Origin of the sequence: Bacillus sp. GMs2/2 (assembly GCF_050172095.1) — a bacterium.
Taxonomy (GTDB): Bacteria; Bacillota; Bacilli; order Bacillales; family Bacillaceae_G; genus Bacillus_A; species Bacillus_A cereus.
In genome coordinates, this window is the sequence record NZ_JBNLYE010000072.1 from 1 (window position 1) to 17,338 (window position 17,338).

Below are 17,338 nucleotides of genomic sequence, written 5' to 3' on the forward strand. Positions count from 1 at the left end.
ATAAATGAAAAAACAAACACATGTAAGTATTCTTATAAGCATTGTATTGCTGTCTATAACGCTTCACTATGTAGCGATGCCTTTTCTATATGAATACTCATTTCCTTTTCAGCTATTAATTGGAACGAGTACCCTATTAATTGATATTATCGCTTGTAGTTATATAATTTACTTTTCAAACATGAAAGAAGGGCTATCTCGTTTATTCTGGATCATATTATCTGTTGGAGCTCTCTCTTATTTTATCGGCGATATAGTCGTTGCCTATCAGCGTTTAATTGTAAAAGACTTCTATACGTTCGTTGATCCATCTGACTTTTTTTACTTACTTTTTTTATTTAGCATTACGTTTGCCTTTCTATACGAAATCATTTACAACCGAGATTTATTAGAAAAACTTTTTATGCTATGTGATATTTGTATTATCGTTACAGCCCAATTTACTTTAAGTTACTACTTACTTATTGAACGAACTATTCACATCTTTACAACATCCTATATCGACATATTTGTTCAACTTACCTATCCAATGGCTGATTTACTCTTTCTCTTAATAGGAATCAACCTTTTATTTAAACCACTATCCTTATTACCTAAAAAGGTCGGTGCACTTCTTGGCAGTGCTTTAATTTTATATGCTACTACAGATGCGATTTATGCGTATATAAAATACTTCATACCAGAGTATTCTATGTTTACAGTTACTCCTTTCTATCAAGTAACCTTAGTGTTAGTAGCAATCGCCTGTATTCTCCATACAAAAGAGCCTGAAAAACAAGAACAAGTACTACTAACACCTAAAATTGGTGAATCAATCCGATTATCATTACCGTATATTTCGGTAGTAATGCTTATTGTTTTCATATTAGTTGAATACGTTTTTGCGCCTATTATAGTAATTGGACTTATAATAACTTTCTCTTTCGTTCTCATACGTCATAGTTTAGTTCGAAAACAAAATAAAATCTTATTGCTAGCTCAAATGCAATTCAACTCAGAACTCGAGAAACAAATTAAACTACGTACAGAAGATTTAGTAGAACAGAAAAATGAACTCTATCATAATCAACAAATGTTTAAATCTTTATACGAGCATCATCCAGATCCAATCTTCACATTAGATTTGTACGGTAATTTTCTCAAAGTAAATAACGCTGGTACTACTTTACTCGGTTATCAAACGAATGAATTATTAAACCAGCCTTACTATTCACTCATATACGAAGAAGATTTAGAAGAAATGATTAACGCCTTTCATCGCGTGAAAAAGGGGTATTCTATCTCTTTAGAAATACGGGCGTACCATAAAAACAGAGATATTTACTACTTGCACGTTACCGCCGTACCGATCTTTTTAAAGGAGAAAATTTCTGGGGTTTATTTAATGATTAAAGATATTACGGAAAGCAAACAACAACAAGAACAAATTAATTTCCTAGCATACCATGATACTTTAACAGAGCTTGCAAATCGACGTGCATTTCATCAACATTTAGAACAGGCAATTGCGCGAGCAAAAATATCGAAAAAGCCTTTTGCTGTTATGTTTCTCGACCTAGACCGTTTTAAAGTTATTAATGATACCCTCGGTCATCGAGTAGGAGACCTATTGCTCATCGCAGTAGCAAAAAGGCTCGAAAGAATAGCAACATCAAATATGAAACTCGCGCGGCTAGCTGGGGATGAGTTCACAATCCTTATCGAGAATTACAAAAAAAAGCCAGATGTCCAAAAAATAGCTGATAGGATTGTAACGGCCATGAATGAGCCATTCGAAATCGAAAATCAACATTTACAAATCTCACCGAGCATCGGAATTGCAATATATCCTGAAGCAGGTGAAGATGCGCTATCCATTTTGCAGCATGCTGATATGGCCATGTACGAAGCAAAGAATAAAGGAAAAAACGGTAGCTCTCTTTACACGAAAGAACTATATAAAAAAATGGAACGAAAAGCTCGAATTGAAAAAGATTTGCCAATCGCTTTAGTAAACAAAGAATTTTATCTCGTTTATCAACCACAAATTGATACGACAACAAATAAAATTATCGGCGCTGAAGCTTTAATACGTTGGAAACACCCACTATTAGGTGACATTTCACCATGTGAGTTTATTCCAATTGTAGAAGAGACGCCACAAGTAGTCCCACTTGGACATTGGGTATTACAAGAAGCTTGTCTCCAATTAAAAATATGGCATACCTTTGGCTACCAAAATTTAAAAATAAGTGTTAATCTATCCGCAAAAGAGTTCCGGCAAGATCAATTAATTGAAAGCATTTCACAAATATTAAACGACGTGCAAGTCGATCCAAAATATGTAACACTTGAGTTAACAGAAAGAATTGCAATGGTTGACGAGAAAGAAACGTTATTAAGACTGAAGCAATTAAAAGAATACGGTATCCAAACTTCCATTGATGACTTCGGTACTGGATACTCTTCTCTTGCTTATTTATCAATTTTTCCAATCGACACATTAAAAGTACCGAGAGAATTTACACAATTAGCTGATCATCGTCCTGAAGAACGAGCCATCGTTTCTACAATACTTTCCCTCGCGAATACTTTAAATCTTTCAGTCGTCGCCGAAGGAATTGAAACCGAAAAACAACTTAAGTTTCTGCAAAAACATAACTGTAAATATATGCAAGGTTACTATTTCAGTAAACCACTTACTAGCAATCAGTTTATAAAGTTTCTACAAAAAACCCCCAGTATGAACAAATAATTCATACCGGGGGTTTTTTAGTGCTAAATATTTTTCTCATAATATTCTTCTGCAATCTCTTCGTAAAAAGCTGCAGATGTCGTATAGAAATATGGAATTAACCATAAAAATCCAATCCCTAACGTAATACAACTTAATATAAACCAGCCAATAAAACTTAAACATAAAATGAAATACTCCATCTTATGTCCATCCATCATACGACGACTTTCTGTAATAGCTTGGTTCAGTGAATACTCAGGATGATCGTTTATAATAAAGTATGTCATCGCATAAGAAAATGATTTAATAATACCTGGAATAATGAACAATAACGTCCATAAGAAAAGATAAAGATTTACTAATAAATATAATAAAAATGATTTTAGAAATCTCTTTCCCTCTGAAAACCAAATGAATACATTACCAATACTAGCTTGCTTTTCACGAAGGATATTTAAACCAAGGTAATATCCACCTAAAGTTAACGGTCCAGTAACAAAAAATGTAAGAATATTCGTTGAAAGTGAACCATTTGTTTTTTGCCAACCGAAAATCACAGAAAATCCCCAATCAACACTAAAACTAAAAGCCGTGATAAGAATTGAAATGAGTAGTGTAGCTCCAACAGCTAATCCCCATTTTCCTTCTAATGAATCTAGTGCTTCTCCTTTTAAATCACTAATCATGCGTAGCCTCGCCTCCTATACACAATAATTCTATTAGTATAGCATGTTCCTATTGAAATTCACCTTTTGAAATATAGCGATAAAAGTGCGCTGTCGTCGTACTCATATACGGACTAAGCCAAAGAAATCCTATTCCAAAAGTAAGAAGCGCTAAAATAGCCCATCCTATGAAGCTCAGCCATAAAAGAAACAAATCTAACTTATGACCCTTCATAAGATTCTTACTTTCCTTCATCGCCTGCGAAACACTATATTCTGGATTTTCAATCATCACATAGTACGTCAGTGCATAAGAAAAATACATCACAATCATACCAACAATTGAAATTGCTAATAGTACGAAGAAAGCTATTGCAAATGACGTATTCCCTTCTTCACCTAACAATGCAAATAAGCCTATTAACAGCATCGGAATCCATGTACCTGTATATAACAAAATCGCAAGCATTGCCCACATTGTTTTCATCATTCTTTTAAAGCCACGAAATCCTTCAAATAAGTAATCTACTTTAGCATCTTCTCGTTTACTAATCTGTAAAAATACATTTGTATAACCATATGACGTGATCCCATACGATGCGTTACTCAAAATTATTATAATGCAATAAAAAATTCCAAAGGTAATACCTGCTCCAATTGACATCGTTTCCTCTTCAAATGATCCAGTTAAGCTTGCAACTGAGAGAAATATAATAATTCCTGGAATTAATAGTATAAGCATTGCAGCCATCGAAACGACATAACTTAAAATAAAATATAAAATTGTTGATCCAACACCTAGTCCCCATTTTCCCTTTAAAGAGTACAATGCTTCTCGCTTCATTTCACCAATCATTGATTCATCCCCTTTATGAAATATAAATTGTTGTACACTTCTACTTATACAAGCATCAATATAATTATACCAGTTTTGTAAAATTATCCATAAAATACACAAAAAAAATCCGTAAAGGCAAAGCCCTTACGGATTTTTTTACTTCATATCGGAAACGTTTAAACGGTTCACGGCACGTTGTAATGCCATTTCTGCACGTTTAAAGTCAACATGCGCTTGTTTATCTTGCAGACGTTGCTCAGCGCGACGCTTCGCTTCATTTGCGCGATGGATATCGATATGGTTTGCTTCTTCAGCAGATGATGATAATACAGTCACTTTATCTGGACGAACTTCGATAAAGCCACCGCTTACTGCTACATAATCAGTGTGTCCACCATTTTTCAGACGAACTGCACTAATTTTTAATGGTGCAACAGTTGGAATGTGACCTGGTAAGATCCCCATTTCCCCACTCTCTGCTTTTACACTTACCATTTCTACTTCTTTTTCGTAAACCGGTCCATCAGGAGTTACAATACTGACTGGAAATGTCTTCATACTTCGTCCCTCCTAAGGCCTTACGCCATCATTTTCTTCGCGTTTTCAATAACTTCTTCAATGCCACCTACTAAGCGGAATGCATCTTCTGGAAGGTCATCATATTTTCCTTCTAGAATTTCTTTGAAACCACTAACTGTATTCTTTACAGGTACGTAAGAACCTTTTTGACCTGTAAACTGCTCAGCTACGTGGAAGTTTTGAGATAAGAAGAATTGAATACGACGAGCACGATGTACAACTAACTTATCTTCTTCAGATAACTCATCCATACCTAAGATAGCGATGATATCTTGAAGCTCTTTATAACGTTGTAAAGTTTGCTGTACTTGACGAGCTACTTCATAATGTTCTTCTCCTACGATTTCTGGAGAAAGTGCACGAGATGTAGATGCTAATGGATCTACGGCTGGGTAAATACCCATTTGCGTTAAACGACGCTCTAAGTTTGTTGTTGCATCTAAGTGAGCGAACGTTGTAGCTGGTGCTGGGTCAGTATAGTCATCGGCTGGTACATATACCGCTTGGATAGACGTGATAGACCCTTTATTTGTAGATGTAATACGCTCTTGTAATTGACCCATTTCTGTTGCAAGTGTTGGTTGGTAACCTACCGCAGATGGCATACGACCAAGAAGGGCAGATACTTCAGAACCCGCTTGCGTGAAACGGAAGATGTTATCGATGAACAGAAGTACGTCTTGTCCTTGCTCATCACGGAAATGCTCAGCCATTGTTAAACCTGTTAATGCAACACGTTGACGTGCTCCAGGTGGCTCGTTCATTTGTCCGAATACCATCGCAGTTTTCTTGATTACGCCAGAATCGCTCATTTCGTGGTATAAGTCATTACCCTCACGAGTACGCTCACCTACACCAGCGAATACAGAGATACCACCGTGCTCTTGTGCGATGTTGTTAATTAATTCCTGAATTAATACTGTTTTACCTACGCCGGCACCACCGAATAGGCCGATCTTACCACCCTTAATGTAAGGAGCAAGTAAGTCTACTACTTTAATACCAGTTTCAAGAATTTCTACTTTAGTAGATAATTCTTCGAATGCAGGTGCTTGACGGTGAATTGGATCACGATGTACATCTGCAGGAACCTCACCATCTAAGTCAATTGCATCACCTAATACGTTAAATACGCGACCAAGTGTTACATCACCAACTGGTACAGAGATTGGTTTACCAGTATCTTCTACTTCTGTGCCACGAACAAGTCCATCTGTGGAAGACATTGCAACTGTACGAACTGTATCATCACCTAAATGAAGTGCAACTTCAAATGTTAAGTTAATACTTCCGTTTTCGTTGCTTTGTTTTACCGTAAGGGCGTTGTAGATTTCTGGTAGCTTTCCGCCATCAAACTTAACGTCTACAACCGGACCCATGATTTGCGTAACGCGCCCTTTATTCATCGGGTTCCCTCCTAGCTTTCTTTTAATTAGCCAACTTTCTACGAGCAGCTAGCTTTTAATTTTTTATTGGTTTATAGCTTACGCGACTCTTTTGACAGAGCCGCTTCCGCCTTTTAATACTATTCTAACGCTGCTGCTCCACCAACGATTTCCGTAATTTCTTGCGTAATCGCTGCCTGACGCGCACGGTTGAATGAAAGTGTAAGTGAATCGATAACTTCCATTGCGTTGTCTGTAGCACTCTTCATTGCTGTCATACGCGCTGCGTGTTCACTTGCTTTACCGTCTAGTAATGCACCGTACACTAAGCTTTCTGCGTATTGTGGCAATAGTACTTTTAAAATTTCTTCTTCAGAAGGTTCGAATTCATAAGCTGTCGTCGGTTTGTCAGACGCCACATCAGTAAGCGGTAAAATTTTATTTTCCGTTACCTCTTGTGAAATTTTACTTACGTAATGGTTGTAGTAAATGTACAGCTCATCATAAGCACCATCTGCGAACATCGCAATTGCTCGAGAAGCAAGGTCTTTAATATCAGTAAATGATGGGTGGTCAGATAGTCCAACTACTTCATCAATGATGTTAAAGCCGCGACGTTTTAAATAATCACGTCCTAGTCGTCCAAGCACAATAATTGAATATTGGTTTGAATCCATATTATGACGTTCACGAATTACGTTACTTACTGTACGTAATACGTTACTGTTATAACCACCTGCTAGTCCGCGATCAGATGTAATAACGATGTATCCTGTACGCTTTACAGGACGCGCATTTAGCATCGGATGATTAATTCCTTTACTTCCTTGCGCAATGCTCGCTACTACTTCTTGAATCTTTTCCATATACGGAACGAAAGATTTAGCATTTTGCTCTGCACGGTTTAACTTAGATGCAGATACCATCTCCATCGCTTTCGTAATTTGACTCGTTTTCTTTGTCGAGTTAATCTTCGCTTTTATATCGCGTAAAGATGCCACAGGTTTTCACCACCTTTTTTCCGGAAGTTGGCACGATTAGTAAGAATCCTCTTCCTAATCTACGTTGCAAGATATTCTTGCTCATGATTGAAGGAAAAGAATAGGTGCACCTACTCTTTTCCTTTACATAACCGTCAGCAATCTCAGAAATTGAGATGCCTTTATATATACTATCTAGCTGCAGCGGCTTAAACGAGCCGCTTCTGCTTTTATTAATCTAGTTCCGCCTCCTAGCCCCTTTCGTCTAAGAACCTTCCCCACAAGAAGGTAAAAAACACCTTCTGTGAGAAAGAACCTTAGCCGATGGGGCTGAACAGTCGGCTTCACTTTTTATTATTATTCAGAAGCTACGAATACTTTTTTAAATCCATTAATTGCTGCTGCAAATTTGTCGTCATCCGCAAGTTTCTTAGTTGTGCGGATTTCTTCTAATAAGTCAGTCGCATTAGAATCTAACCAAGCATGGAATTCTTCTTCGAAACGAGTGATATCTACTACTGGGATATCATCTAGGAATCCACGTGTTAAAGCGTAAAGAATGATAACTTGTTTCTCTACACGTAATGGTTTGTGTAATCCTTGTTTTAATACCTCAACAGTACGAGCACCACGGTTTAATTTCGCTTGAGTTGCTTTATCAAGGTCAGAACCGAACTGAGCGAACGCTTCTAACTCACGGTAAGATGCAAGGTCAAGACGAAGTGTACCTGATACTTTACTCATTGCTTTAATCTGAGCAGATCCACCTACACGAGATACAGAAGTACCCGCATCGATCGCTGGACGTACGCCAGAGAAGAATAGGTCAGATTGTAAGAAGATTTGTCCATCCGTAATAGAAATTACGTTTGTTGGGATGTATGCTGATACGTCCCCTGCTTGTGTTTCGATGAAAGGTAGTGCAGTTAAAGAACCGCCGCCTTTTGCATCACTTAATTTTGCTGCACGCTCTAATAAGCGAGAATGTAAGTAGAATACATCCCCTGGGTAAGCTTCACGACCTGGAGGACGACGTAATAGTAATGACAGCTCACGGTAAGCCGCTGCTTGTTTTGATAAGTCATCATATACTACTAATACGTGTTTACCATTGTACATGAACTCTTCACCCATTGTTACACCAGCGTAAGGAGCTAGGTATAATAATGGAGCTGGTTGAGAAGCAGATGCAGTTACAACGATTGTGTACTCTAATGCACCGTGCTTACGTAGTGTTTCTACTACGTTACGTACAGTTGATTCTTTTTGTCCAATTGCTACGTAGATACAAATCATATCTTCATCTTTTTGGTTAATGATTGTATCAAGTGCAACTGCTGTTTTACCAGTTTGACGGTCACCAATGATTAACTCACGTTGACCACGGCCAATTGGTACAAGAGCATCGATCGCTTTAATACCTGTTTGAAGTGGCTCATGAACAGATTTACGATCCATTACACCTGGTGCTGGACTTTCAATTGGACGAGTGTTTGTTGTATTGATTGGGCCTAAACCATCAACTGGTTGACCTAATGGGTTTACAACACGACCAATTAGTTCTTTTCCTACCGGTACTTGCATGATGCGACCAGTACGACGAACTTCGTCACCTTCACGAATTTCTGTGTAAGGTCCTAAAATGATAATACCTACGTTATTTTCCTCTAAGTTTTGTGCTAGTCCCATAACGCCGTTAGAGAACTCTACAAGTTCACCAGCCATAACGTTATCAAGACCATGAGCACGCGCGATACCGTCACCAACTTGGATAACTGTACCAACATCACTAACTTCGATTTCAGACTGATAGTTCTCGATTTGTTGCTTTATCAGTGCGCTAATTTCTTCAGCTCTGATGCTCATGTGCTTCACCCCTATCTATTCTTCATTAATTCACGCTGAATACGTGCTAATTTTCCTTGTAAACTTCCGTCATAAATGCGATTTCCAATACGTACTTTAATTCCGCCTAGTAAATCTTCATCTACAACATTTTTCACGCGAATTGCATCTTTTCCTGTTCTCTTCGCAAATGCTTCTGCAATGTTAAGCTTCTCTTCTTCTGATAGAAGACGAGTAGAATATACAGTTGCGTCCGCTACGTTACGTTCTTCATTAGCAAGAACAACATATTCATCTGCAATTTCAGGTAAGATATCAATGCGTTTGTTATCAATTAAAATATATAACGTATTTAAAATAGATTCAGAAACAGATCCGAATACGTTTGCAAGAAACGTTTTCTTTTGTTCCTTTGAAATGTTCGGTTGCGTTAAAAAGCTATGTAGTTCTCCGTTCTTTACATAAACGTTTTGTACAAGGCGTAATTCCTCTTCAAACATTTCTAATACGTGTTTTTCTTTAGCAATTTTAAAAAGAGCGACAGCATAACGTTTTGCTACAATCCCATTGCTCATCGCGCTTCTCCTACTTCTTTAATATAATCGCGAATTAACTTCACTTGATCTTCTTCTTTTAATTCTTTTTCAATTACTTTAGAAGCAATTTGAACAGATAAAGAAGCAACTTGTTCTTGTAAAGCAGCAATTGCTTGCTCTTTTTCGCGTTGAATTTCTTGTACAGCAGATGCTTTAATTGATTCTGCTTCTTCTTTCGCAGCAGCAACAATAACATCTTTTTGATCTACAGCTTGCTTTTTCGCTCTTTCGATTAACTCTTGTGCTTCAACACGTGATTGTTTTAACATTTCACGTTGTTCTTCTACTAACTTCTTCGCCTCAGCATTACTTCTTTCTGCAGCGTCGATTTCATTAGTAACATGCTCTTCACGTTCTTTCATAATTCCCATTAAAGGACCCCACGCAAATTTGCGTAGCATTACTAATAGAAGTAAGAAAATGAACAATGTATAAGCAATCGTTCCAAATGGAATGGCAGCACCTAATAATAAAGTTGGCACAAGGATTCACTCCCTTCAAAATATCTAAATTGATCATATGAAAAAAAAAGACATACGTTTCATTCATAAAGCAATGGCGAAGAAAGTTCGGAAAAACACTCTTCGCCATCTATGTAAGGGGAGTCTCCCTTATTTGTTCATTACGATGAAAGCAATAACTACACCGATGATTGGAAGTGCCTCAACTAAAGCAACCCCGATGAACATAATTGTTTGAAGTGCGCCTTTTAGTTCTGGTTGACGAGCAACACCTTCGATTGTACGTGATACGATAAGACCGTTACCAATACCTGCACCTAATGCTGATAAACCAATTGCAATTGCAGCTGCGATTACACCTAAACTCATTTAATTTGTCCTCCTTTGTATTATAAAAAAATAAATTTTTTCTTACTTAAATTATATTAATGGTCATGGCTTACTTTATGAGCCATATAAACCATCGTTAACATAACGAAAATAAATGCTTGGATTGAACCAACGAATACACTGAATCCCATCCACGCTAACATAGGTACAAGTGCACCTAATGCGCCAAGGAATGATGCTCCGCCCAACTTAGCAAGTAATCCTAATAAGATCTCACCTGCATAAATGTTACCAAATAAACGAAGACCTAACGTTAATGTGTTAGCAAACTCCTCAATAACCTTTAATGGGAATAAGAATTTCATAGGTTGGAAATAACCTTTTACGTACTCTTTCGTACCCTTCATCTTAATTCCATAATAATGGGTGAGGGTAACTACCATCACGGCTAATGTTAATGTAACTGCTGGATCAGACGTTGGTGATCTCCACCATGCAATATGTTCGCCAGCTTCAGTTGCTGAATACATGAATGGTAAACCAAGGAAGTTCGATACGATGATAAACATGATAAGCGTAACGCCAAGCGTTAAGAAACGTCCACCTGTTTTCCAGTCCATCGTACTATTGATAATCCCTTTCACGAAGTCAAACACCCATTCCATGAAGTTTTGCATCCCGGTTGGGCGAAGAGCTAAGCTGCGAGTTCCGATAACAGCGATTAAGAAAACAATAACTGCTGCTACAGTAACCATCATAACTGATGACAAATCGAACGTTAAACCTAGAAATTCAACTAATTTACCGTGTTCCACTAGTAATTCACCTCTCTTCCCTGCTCTTATACTCTAAATAAAGAAAATCTATGATCATGACAAGGTATCCTGTCAGCAATCCTACACCTAGGCCCCACATCGCGATTAACTCTTGATATTTGGCTGCAAATAAAATTAATAACCCAATCGTGGCGAATCTTGAATATGTACTTACCGCTGTTGCCTTGAACTTCACGTTTTCTCCATTTGTTACGCGATCTAGCAGCTTGTCTGTTCTACGTGCAATGATGCGCAAACTAAGAAAACTGAAAATCGTCCCGATAATCAGTCCAAGAAATACATCCTTGTAAGAGGTAAATCCCCATCCTAGCACTAGAAGCGCAAGCAAGTAGTACATATATTTCTTTTGTCTTTGGACAAGTCCATGTACGTCTATCATCATTGCTCTCCCGAATAGTAATGTCGAATGAGTCGAATCATTGCGTATACCCCTGTTCCTAGTCCGAGTAATAACCCTATAATAAGAAACAACGGAAACGTTCCAACCTTATTATCAATCCACTGCCCACCAAAGATTCCAACAAGAATAGAACCGACTAATTGAGCAAGAATACCTGACATTAAAGCATAAGCTTTTATATGGCTGCGATCGTTTTTTTGCAAGGATTCATCCCTCCAATATGTAACCCTCATTCACGATGTGTTAATAATAACTCATTTTTTTGCATAAATCCTATACAAAACAAAAAGTTTACATTTTCGTCACGGAATAGATGTAATTTTGTCACTGAAAGCCCTACCATCTATCCCCGTTGTTAGCATACAATAGGGTATTAACAGTGTCAACGAGAAATCGTAAAAAATCTAAAAATTTGAGTATTAGGCATTTCCTCCCAAAAATGAAAACGTTCCCCTTCTAAATACTGGTTACATATATGCAATTTCTAACAGTTTTCTCTTTATAATAGAAGGAAATGTTCACAAGTTTGTCACTATTATATTTTCGAGATATAACGCTTTTCTTCCATAATATAGTGTTCCTCAGACGTAAGACTTCTATATTATATGTGAGGTGTATGCAACTTATGTTGTATATACGATGTATATTTATCCTCTCCCCCTCCCCTACTTGCTTACAACAAAAAAGACGAGCTGGGGAATCTCCCCTGCTCGTCAGTTGTCTTACTTCGTTCCGAATAAACGGTCACCAGCATCACCAAGACCTGGTACTACATATCCGTGGTCATTTAATTTCTCATCTAATGCTGCTACATAAATATCAACATCAGGATGTTCTTCTTGTACTACTTTTACCCCTTCTGGAGCTGCAACGATACACATTAATTTAATTTGTTTCGCACCGCGCTTTTTCAGAGAGTTAATTGCTTCAGCCGCAGAACCACCTGTTGCTAGCATCGGATCTAGTACGATAAAGTCACGCTCTTCTACATCCGTTGGAAGTTTCACATAGTATTCTACCGGTTGCAATGTTTTAGGGTCACGGTATAAACCAACGTGTCCTACTTTTGCTGCTGGAATTAATTTCAGAATTCCATCAACCATTCCTAAACCTGCACGTAAAATCGGAATTAAACCAAGTTTTTTACCAGCGATCACTTTTGTTGTCGCTTTGCTTACAGGTGTTTCAATTTCAATGTCCTTAAGTGGAAGGTCGCGAGTAATTTCGAAAGCCATTAAGCTTGCTACTTCGTCCACTAATTCACGAAAATCTTTCGTACCTGTATTCTTATCGCGAATATATGTAATCTTATGTTGAATTAACGGGTGATCAAATACATACAGTTTTCCCATGTGAATCTCTCCTTTAGATGATATTCATGCGTTTGCACGCTTTTTTACACTATTTACGATTGTAAAGAAAACGCTACTAATATTCAAGGGCAAATTTGGCAAAATCATGATTTTACGATGAATCTATCTAGTATCTTTACCAATTATGGGAGCTGTATCCTTCATTATATCGCCAAAATTTATTCATCATTTGTATACATACTTTAAAAATAATATATGTCCACAAAAAAAGACCGCCAAAACAATTAAGTCTGGCAGTCTTCTTCAATCTATTATAGATTTGGATACATTGTGAATTTGCTAGTTAACGCTTCTACACGCTTACGTACTTCTTCTAATGCAACTTCATTTTCATGATTTTTTAATGTATAAGCAATAAGTGACGCAATTTCATCCATTTCTTCTAAACCGAAACCACGAGATGTTACAGCTGCTGTACCGATACGTACACCACTTGTTACAAATGGGCTTGCTGTTTCAAATGGAATTGTATTTTTGTTCACTGTAATACCAACTTCATCTAATACGTGCTCTGCTACTTTACCTGTGATTTCTAAGTTACGAACATCAATCAAGATTAAGTGATTGTCTGTTCCGCCAGAAACAAGTGTAAGTCCTTCTTTTTGAAGACCTTCAGCTAAGCGGTTCGCATTGTTAACGATATTTTGTGCATATGTTTTGAAATCATCTTGAAGTGCTTCACCAAATGCAACAGCTTTTGCAGCGATTACGTGCATAAGTGGACCACCTTGAATACCAGGGAAGATTGATTTATCAATTTGTTTTGCAAATTGCTCTTCACATAAAATCATACCACCACGCGGACCACGTAACGTTTTATGTGTTGTCGTTGTAACGAAATGTGCATGTGGTACTGGATTTGGGTGTAAACCAGCAGCTACTAAACCAGCGATATGTGCCATATCAACCATTAAATAAGCGCCCACTTCATCTGCAATCTCACGGAATCGCTTGAAATCGATAACACGAGGGTATGCACTTGCACCTGCAACGATTAATTTTGGTTTATGTTCTTTCGCTTTTGCTAATACATCATCGTAATTAATACGGTGAGAGTCAGCATCCACGCCATATTCTACGAAATTATATTGTACTCCACTGAAGTTAACAGGGCTTCCGTGTGTTAAGTGACCACCATGAGATAAGTTCATACCAAGTACTGTATCGCCTTGCTCTAAAATCGTAAAGTATACTGCCATGTTCGCTTGTGCACCAGAGTGTGGTTGAACATTTACGTGCTCTGCGCCGAAAATTTCTTTCACGCGATCACGTGCGATATCTTCTACTACGTCTACGTGTTCACAGCCACCATAGTAACGTTTTCCAGGATATCCTTCAGCATACTTATTCGTTAAAACAGAACCTTGTGCCTCCATTACTGCTTCACTTACGAAGTTTTCCGAAGCAATTAACTCAATCTTTGAACGCTGTCTTCCTAGTTCTGCCTCAATTGCAGCAAATACCTTTTCATCTTGACGTTTTAAATGATCCACCAAAATCCCCCTTTTCTGAACGAATTACATCGATTCCCAACAGTTTTTTCTTATTTATTCAGAAAAAACGAAAATTCAGGTTGTAATTCTTTCGAACCTTCATGTTTTCAACTACATTCTAACATGACTTTCTATATCATAAAAGAAAAAAAAGACCGAAAATCGGTCTTTTCTTTCTTCTATTATAAAGTCAGACAACATACCTTTTATCTTATGATAAACAGTTACTATATGACTTCCTAATTTCTCATATTTAACGGCAAGTGGTAGTCTCTTCCACTGCCGCATAGACAGCACGCGCTCCACCAATTAGTTTTCCACGTGTTTTGGCCATCGTTACATGCGCACTTCCAATTGCCTTCACACTTGTACGAACCGGAACAGCTACATGCTTTAAATGCATACCGATAAATGTATCACCAATATCCATTCCTGCATCAGCTTTAATAAACTCAACTACTACCGGATCTTTCAAATTGTGATACGCGTATGTCCCCAATGCACCACCTGCTGATCTAACAGGCGTAACTGTTACAATTTCAAATTGATATTTTATCGCTACTTCTCTCTCAACTACTAAAGCACGGTTTAAATGCTCACAACATTGAAACGCTAATTCAATACCTGTTTGCTCTTGAAATTGTTTTAACTCAGAGAAAATCGCCTCTGCTACTTCCATCGTTCCTGATGTTCCAATTCTTTCGCCTAGCACTTCGCTCGTGCTACAACCCACTACAAAAATTTGACCGCTTTGTAATGAAGCTTGTTCTTGGAAATCAGAAAGCGACATTTGTAGCTGTTCTCTTACCTTTACGATTTCTGTCATTACGCCTCTTCCTTTCACAGGTTGGTTCACCAAATTATATTTCACACTACTGATAGTTAGAATGTATTACTTTGTTTCGTATGTTTTAATTTTTCCTACGCGGTTTTCGTGACGACCACCTTCATAGTCAGTTGTTAACCAGATTTTCGCGATATCACGCGCTAGACCAGCACCAATTACACGCTCACCCATCGCTAGCATATTAGTGTCATTATGCTCTCTCGTTGCTTTCGCGCTGAAAGTATCATGAACTAACGCACAACGGATACCATTTACTTTGTTTGCTGCGATTGACATACCAATGCCTGTCCCACAAACTAAAATACCACGATCTACTTCACCATTCGCTACCATTTCAGCTGCTGGAAACGCAAAGTCAGGGTAATCAACAGAACCAGCTTCACATTCACAACCTAAATCAACATATTCAATATTTAACTCTTCTAATAAACTTACAAGTTCTTTGCGGATATTCATACCGCCGTGATCAGATGCTATTACTACTTTCATTTTTACCCCTCCAAAGTTTCAATCAATTATCTTCATTTCACACTCGCTACCTCACATAGGAAGAAGTGATCTCCAATATCGTATTATACACGAAACATCAACCTACTGAATGTTTTTTCAGTAAAGTTTGTACAAGTTTTTCCATCTCATCTAACGTTTCTTTATAAATAGAAAGCGAGCCTCCAAATGGATCTGAAATGTCCTTGCCTATACCTTCAGTTAATCCATATAACGTATTTAATTTCTTTTCAACGCTCGGATAATGCCCAAGTACAATTTGCTTATGGTTTTCTGTCATCGTTACGACAATATCAGCCCAATCAAGCAAAGTTTCATTTATTTGCTGCGCCGCATGATCAATTAAAATTCCTTTTTCAGCTAAAGCTTCCTTCGCATGTACCGATGCATCGCTCCCAGGATAGGCGAAAACACCAGCAGATTGCACTTCAAACTTATCTCCTCCGTGATGACGAAGCAACGCCTCAGCCATTGGACTACGACATGTATTGCCAGTACAAACAAATAACACTCGTTTCATTCAAACCCACCCCTATATTCGATTTCTTACCATTCATCATAACTTACATTAGAATAGAACAAAAGAAATGTGAATATACAAAAGGCGCATTTCTCTTATATTTTTTCTAAGAAAAATGCGCCTTATCCACATATATGTGAAACCCTATTTCCAAGTGCCTAGAGTATTTTAACATACATACTGAACACGCAACAAAAATAAGGAATCCATTTCATACGAAACGGATTCCTCTTATATTGCAATTATTTCATTGTAACTTTCATTACTTCTGTTGAACCTTTTGTAGCTGCTACGCCTACAGTTGTCTTAATAGACTCAGCTGCATCTGTGTTTGTAATAACAATTGGAGTAATTGTGCTTTTCGCTTTTTCACGGATTAATTCTAAGTCGAATGAGATTAATTTATCTCCAGCTTTTACAGCTTGGCCTTCAGAAACGTGAGCTTCGAAACCTTCGCCTTCCATTTTTACAGTTTCTAATCCAACGTGGATTAAAATTTCTGTACCGTTTTTCGCTTTAATTCCGATAGCATGTTTTGTGTGGAATAATTGTACGATTTCACCATCAACTGGAGATACAACTACACCTTCAGTAGGATCGATTGCAACACCGTCACCCATCATACGACCAGCAAATACTGGATCTGGTACTTCTTCAATATTTTTCACTGCTCCAGTTAATGGAGCTACGATTGTTTCTTCATTTGTTTTTGAACCAAAACCGAATAATTTTTTAAACATAGGATAGTCCTCCTTATAATTTACCTAAAAGTTTATAGGGCAATCCCTAGTAAAGCTCGGGATACATGTAAGACTTCATACTTCGAATATTATACTGTAAAAACGCTTTCGAAATAAATTACGTCATTACTAATAGACTCTTATTGTAGCGCTTCACAAAATTCCAGTCAATTCTGATTGTCTGAATAACAATTAGAAGTTAACTTCTATTTATATTTTCTCTTTTT

General features: G+C 37.5%; 20 protein-coding genes. 1 reads left to right on the forward strand and 19 read right to left on the reverse strand.

Translation table 11 applies throughout. The features are described from left to right. Nucleotides 1-4: 4 nt before the first annotated feature. A complete protein-coding gene (locus ACQGS6_RS12025; RefSeq protein ID WP_000744998.1) occupies nucleotides 5-2,734 on the forward strand; it encodes a putative bifunctional diguanylate cyclase/phosphodiesterase in 2,730 nt (909 codons plus the stop codon). A gap of 23 nt (nucleotides 2,735-2,757) precedes the next feature. Here ACQGS6_RS12025 and ACQGS6_RS12030 read toward each other — a convergent pair whose 3' ends face one another. The 19 genes from ACQGS6_RS12030 to ACQGS6_RS12120 all read right to left on the reverse strand — a co-directional run bounded on the left by ACQGS6_RS12030 (nucleotide 2,758) and on the right by ACQGS6_RS12120 (nucleotide 17,111). Continuing rightward, the gene (locus ACQGS6_RS12030; RefSeq protein ID WP_000622470.1) at nucleotides 2,758-3,402 is read right to left on the reverse strand and encodes a DUF975 family protein; all 645 of its coding nucleotides are present in this window, start codon (nucleotides 3,400-3,402) and stop codon (nucleotides 2,758-2,760) included. A 49-nt stretch (nucleotides 3,403-3,451) separates the two neighbouring features. Next, the gene (locus ACQGS6_RS12035; RefSeq protein ID WP_000578830.1) at nucleotides 3,452-4,237 is read right to left on the reverse strand and encodes a DUF975 family protein; all 786 of its coding nucleotides are present in this window, start codon (nucleotides 4,235-4,237) and stop codon (nucleotides 3,452-3,454) included. A gap of 138 nt (nucleotides 4,238-4,375) precedes the next feature. Beyond that, complete coding sequence (gene atpC / locus ACQGS6_RS12040) at nucleotides 4,376-4,777, reverse strand: F0F1 ATP synthase subunit epsilon (RefSeq protein ID WP_000847211.1); 402 nt, start codon at nucleotides 4,775-4,777, stop codon at nucleotides 4,376-4,378. Between the two features lie 20 nt (nucleotides 4,778-4,797). Continuing rightward, entirely contained in the window at nucleotides 4,798-6,204 is a 1,407-nt protein-coding gene (atpD, locus tag ACQGS6_RS12045) for a F0F1 ATP synthase subunit beta (protein WP_001032593.1), read from the reverse strand. Between the two features lie 119 nt (nucleotides 6,205-6,323). Next, entirely contained in the window at nucleotides 6,324-7,184 is an 861-nt protein-coding gene (gene atpG, locus ACQGS6_RS12050) for a F0F1 ATP synthase subunit gamma (RefSeq protein WP_000157696.1), read from the reverse strand. Between the two features lie 336 nt (nucleotides 7,185-7,520). Beyond that, nucleotides 7,521-9,029, reverse strand: a complete 1,509-nt coding sequence (atpA, locus tag ACQGS6_RS12055; protein WP_000027518.1) for a F0F1 ATP synthase subunit alpha — start codon at nucleotides 9,027-9,029, stop codon at nucleotides 7,521-7,523. Nucleotides 9,030-9,040: 11 nt separating this feature from the next. Beyond that, nucleotides 9,041-9,583 carry a F0F1 ATP synthase subunit delta gene (atpH, locus tag ACQGS6_RS12060; RefSeq protein WP_000064683.1) on the reverse strand — a complete coding sequence of 181 codons (543 nt, stop codon included), beginning with the start codon at nucleotides 9,581-9,583 and terminating at the stop codon, nucleotides 9,041-9,043. Next, on the reverse strand, nucleotides 9,580-10,086 hold the full coding sequence (gene atpF / locus ACQGS6_RS12065; protein ID WP_001142618.1) for a F0F1 ATP synthase subunit B: 507 nt from the start codon (nucleotides 10,084-10,086) through the stop codon (nucleotides 9,580-9,582). The genes atpH and atpF overlap by 4 nt, the downstream gene beginning before the upstream one ends. Before the next feature lie 129 nt (nucleotides 10,087-10,215). After that, entirely contained in the window at nucleotides 10,216-10,434 is a 219-nt protein-coding gene (gene atpE / locus ACQGS6_RS12070) for a F0F1 ATP synthase subunit C (protein ID WP_000052064.1), read from the reverse strand. A 56-nt stretch (nucleotides 10,435-10,490) separates the two neighbouring features. Then, on the reverse strand, nucleotides 10,491-11,210 hold the full coding sequence (gene atpB, locus ACQGS6_RS12075) for a F0F1 ATP synthase subunit A (protein ID WP_000399870.1): 720 nt from the start codon (nucleotides 11,208-11,210) through the stop codon (nucleotides 10,491-10,493). A 7-nt stretch (nucleotides 11,211-11,217) separates the two neighbouring features. Next, nucleotides 11,218-11,610, reverse strand: coding sequence for an ATP synthase subunit I (locus ACQGS6_RS12080; protein WP_000567600.1), 393 nt, complete (start codon nucleotides 11,608-11,610; stop codon nucleotides 11,218-11,220). Continuing rightward, nucleotides 11,610-11,834, reverse strand: coding sequence for an AtpZ/AtpI family protein (locus tag ACQGS6_RS12085; RefSeq protein WP_001171223.1), 225 nt, complete (start codon nucleotides 11,832-11,834; stop codon nucleotides 11,610-11,612). Before ACQGS6_RS12085 ends, ACQGS6_RS12080 begins: the two co-directional genes overlap by 1 nt. A gap of 26 nt (nucleotides 11,835-11,860) precedes the next feature. Next, nucleotides 11,861-11,974: a DUF4024 domain-containing protein gene (locus tag ACQGS6_RS12090; RefSeq protein ID WP_000232962.1), complete on the reverse strand. Its 114-nt coding sequence runs from the start codon at nucleotides 11,972-11,974 to the stop codon at nucleotides 11,861-11,863. A 379-nt stretch (nucleotides 11,975-12,353) separates the two neighbouring features. Further along, nucleotides 12,354-12,983 carry a uracil phosphoribosyltransferase gene (upp, locus tag ACQGS6_RS12095; RefSeq protein WP_000517539.1) on the reverse strand — a complete coding sequence of 210 codons (630 nt, stop codon included), beginning with the start codon at nucleotides 12,981-12,983 and terminating at the stop codon, nucleotides 12,354-12,356. A 272-nt stretch (nucleotides 12,984-13,255) separates the two neighbouring features. After that, on the reverse strand, nucleotides 13,256-14,497 hold the full coding sequence (gene glyA, locus ACQGS6_RS12100) for a serine hydroxymethyltransferase (protein ID WP_000349811.1): 1,242 nt from the start codon (nucleotides 14,495-14,497) through the stop codon (nucleotides 13,256-13,258). A 253-nt stretch (nucleotides 14,498-14,750) separates the two neighbouring features. Beyond that, a complete protein-coding gene (locus tag ACQGS6_RS12105; protein ID WP_000136376.1) occupies nucleotides 14,751-15,323 on the reverse strand; it encodes a TIGR01440 family protein in 573 nt (190 codons plus the stop codon). 66 nt (nucleotides 15,324-15,389) lie between these two features. Continuing rightward, complete coding sequence (rpiB, locus tag ACQGS6_RS12110; RefSeq protein ID WP_000869547.1) at nucleotides 15,390-15,833, reverse strand: ribose 5-phosphate isomerase B; 444 nt, start codon at nucleotides 15,831-15,833, stop codon at nucleotides 15,390-15,392. 97 nt (nucleotides 15,834-15,930) lie between these two features. Beyond that, on the reverse strand, nucleotides 15,931-16,371 hold the full coding sequence (locus ACQGS6_RS12115) for a low molecular weight protein arginine phosphatase (protein ID WP_000832368.1): 441 nt from the start codon (nucleotides 16,369-16,371) through the stop codon (nucleotides 15,931-15,933). 242 nt (nucleotides 16,372-16,613) lie between these two features. Further along, a complete protein-coding gene (locus ACQGS6_RS12120) occupies nucleotides 16,614-17,111 on the reverse strand; it encodes a PTS sugar transporter subunit IIA (protein WP_000473645.1) in 498 nt (165 codons plus the stop codon). Between the last annotated feature and the right edge of the window lie 227 nt (nucleotides 17,112-17,338).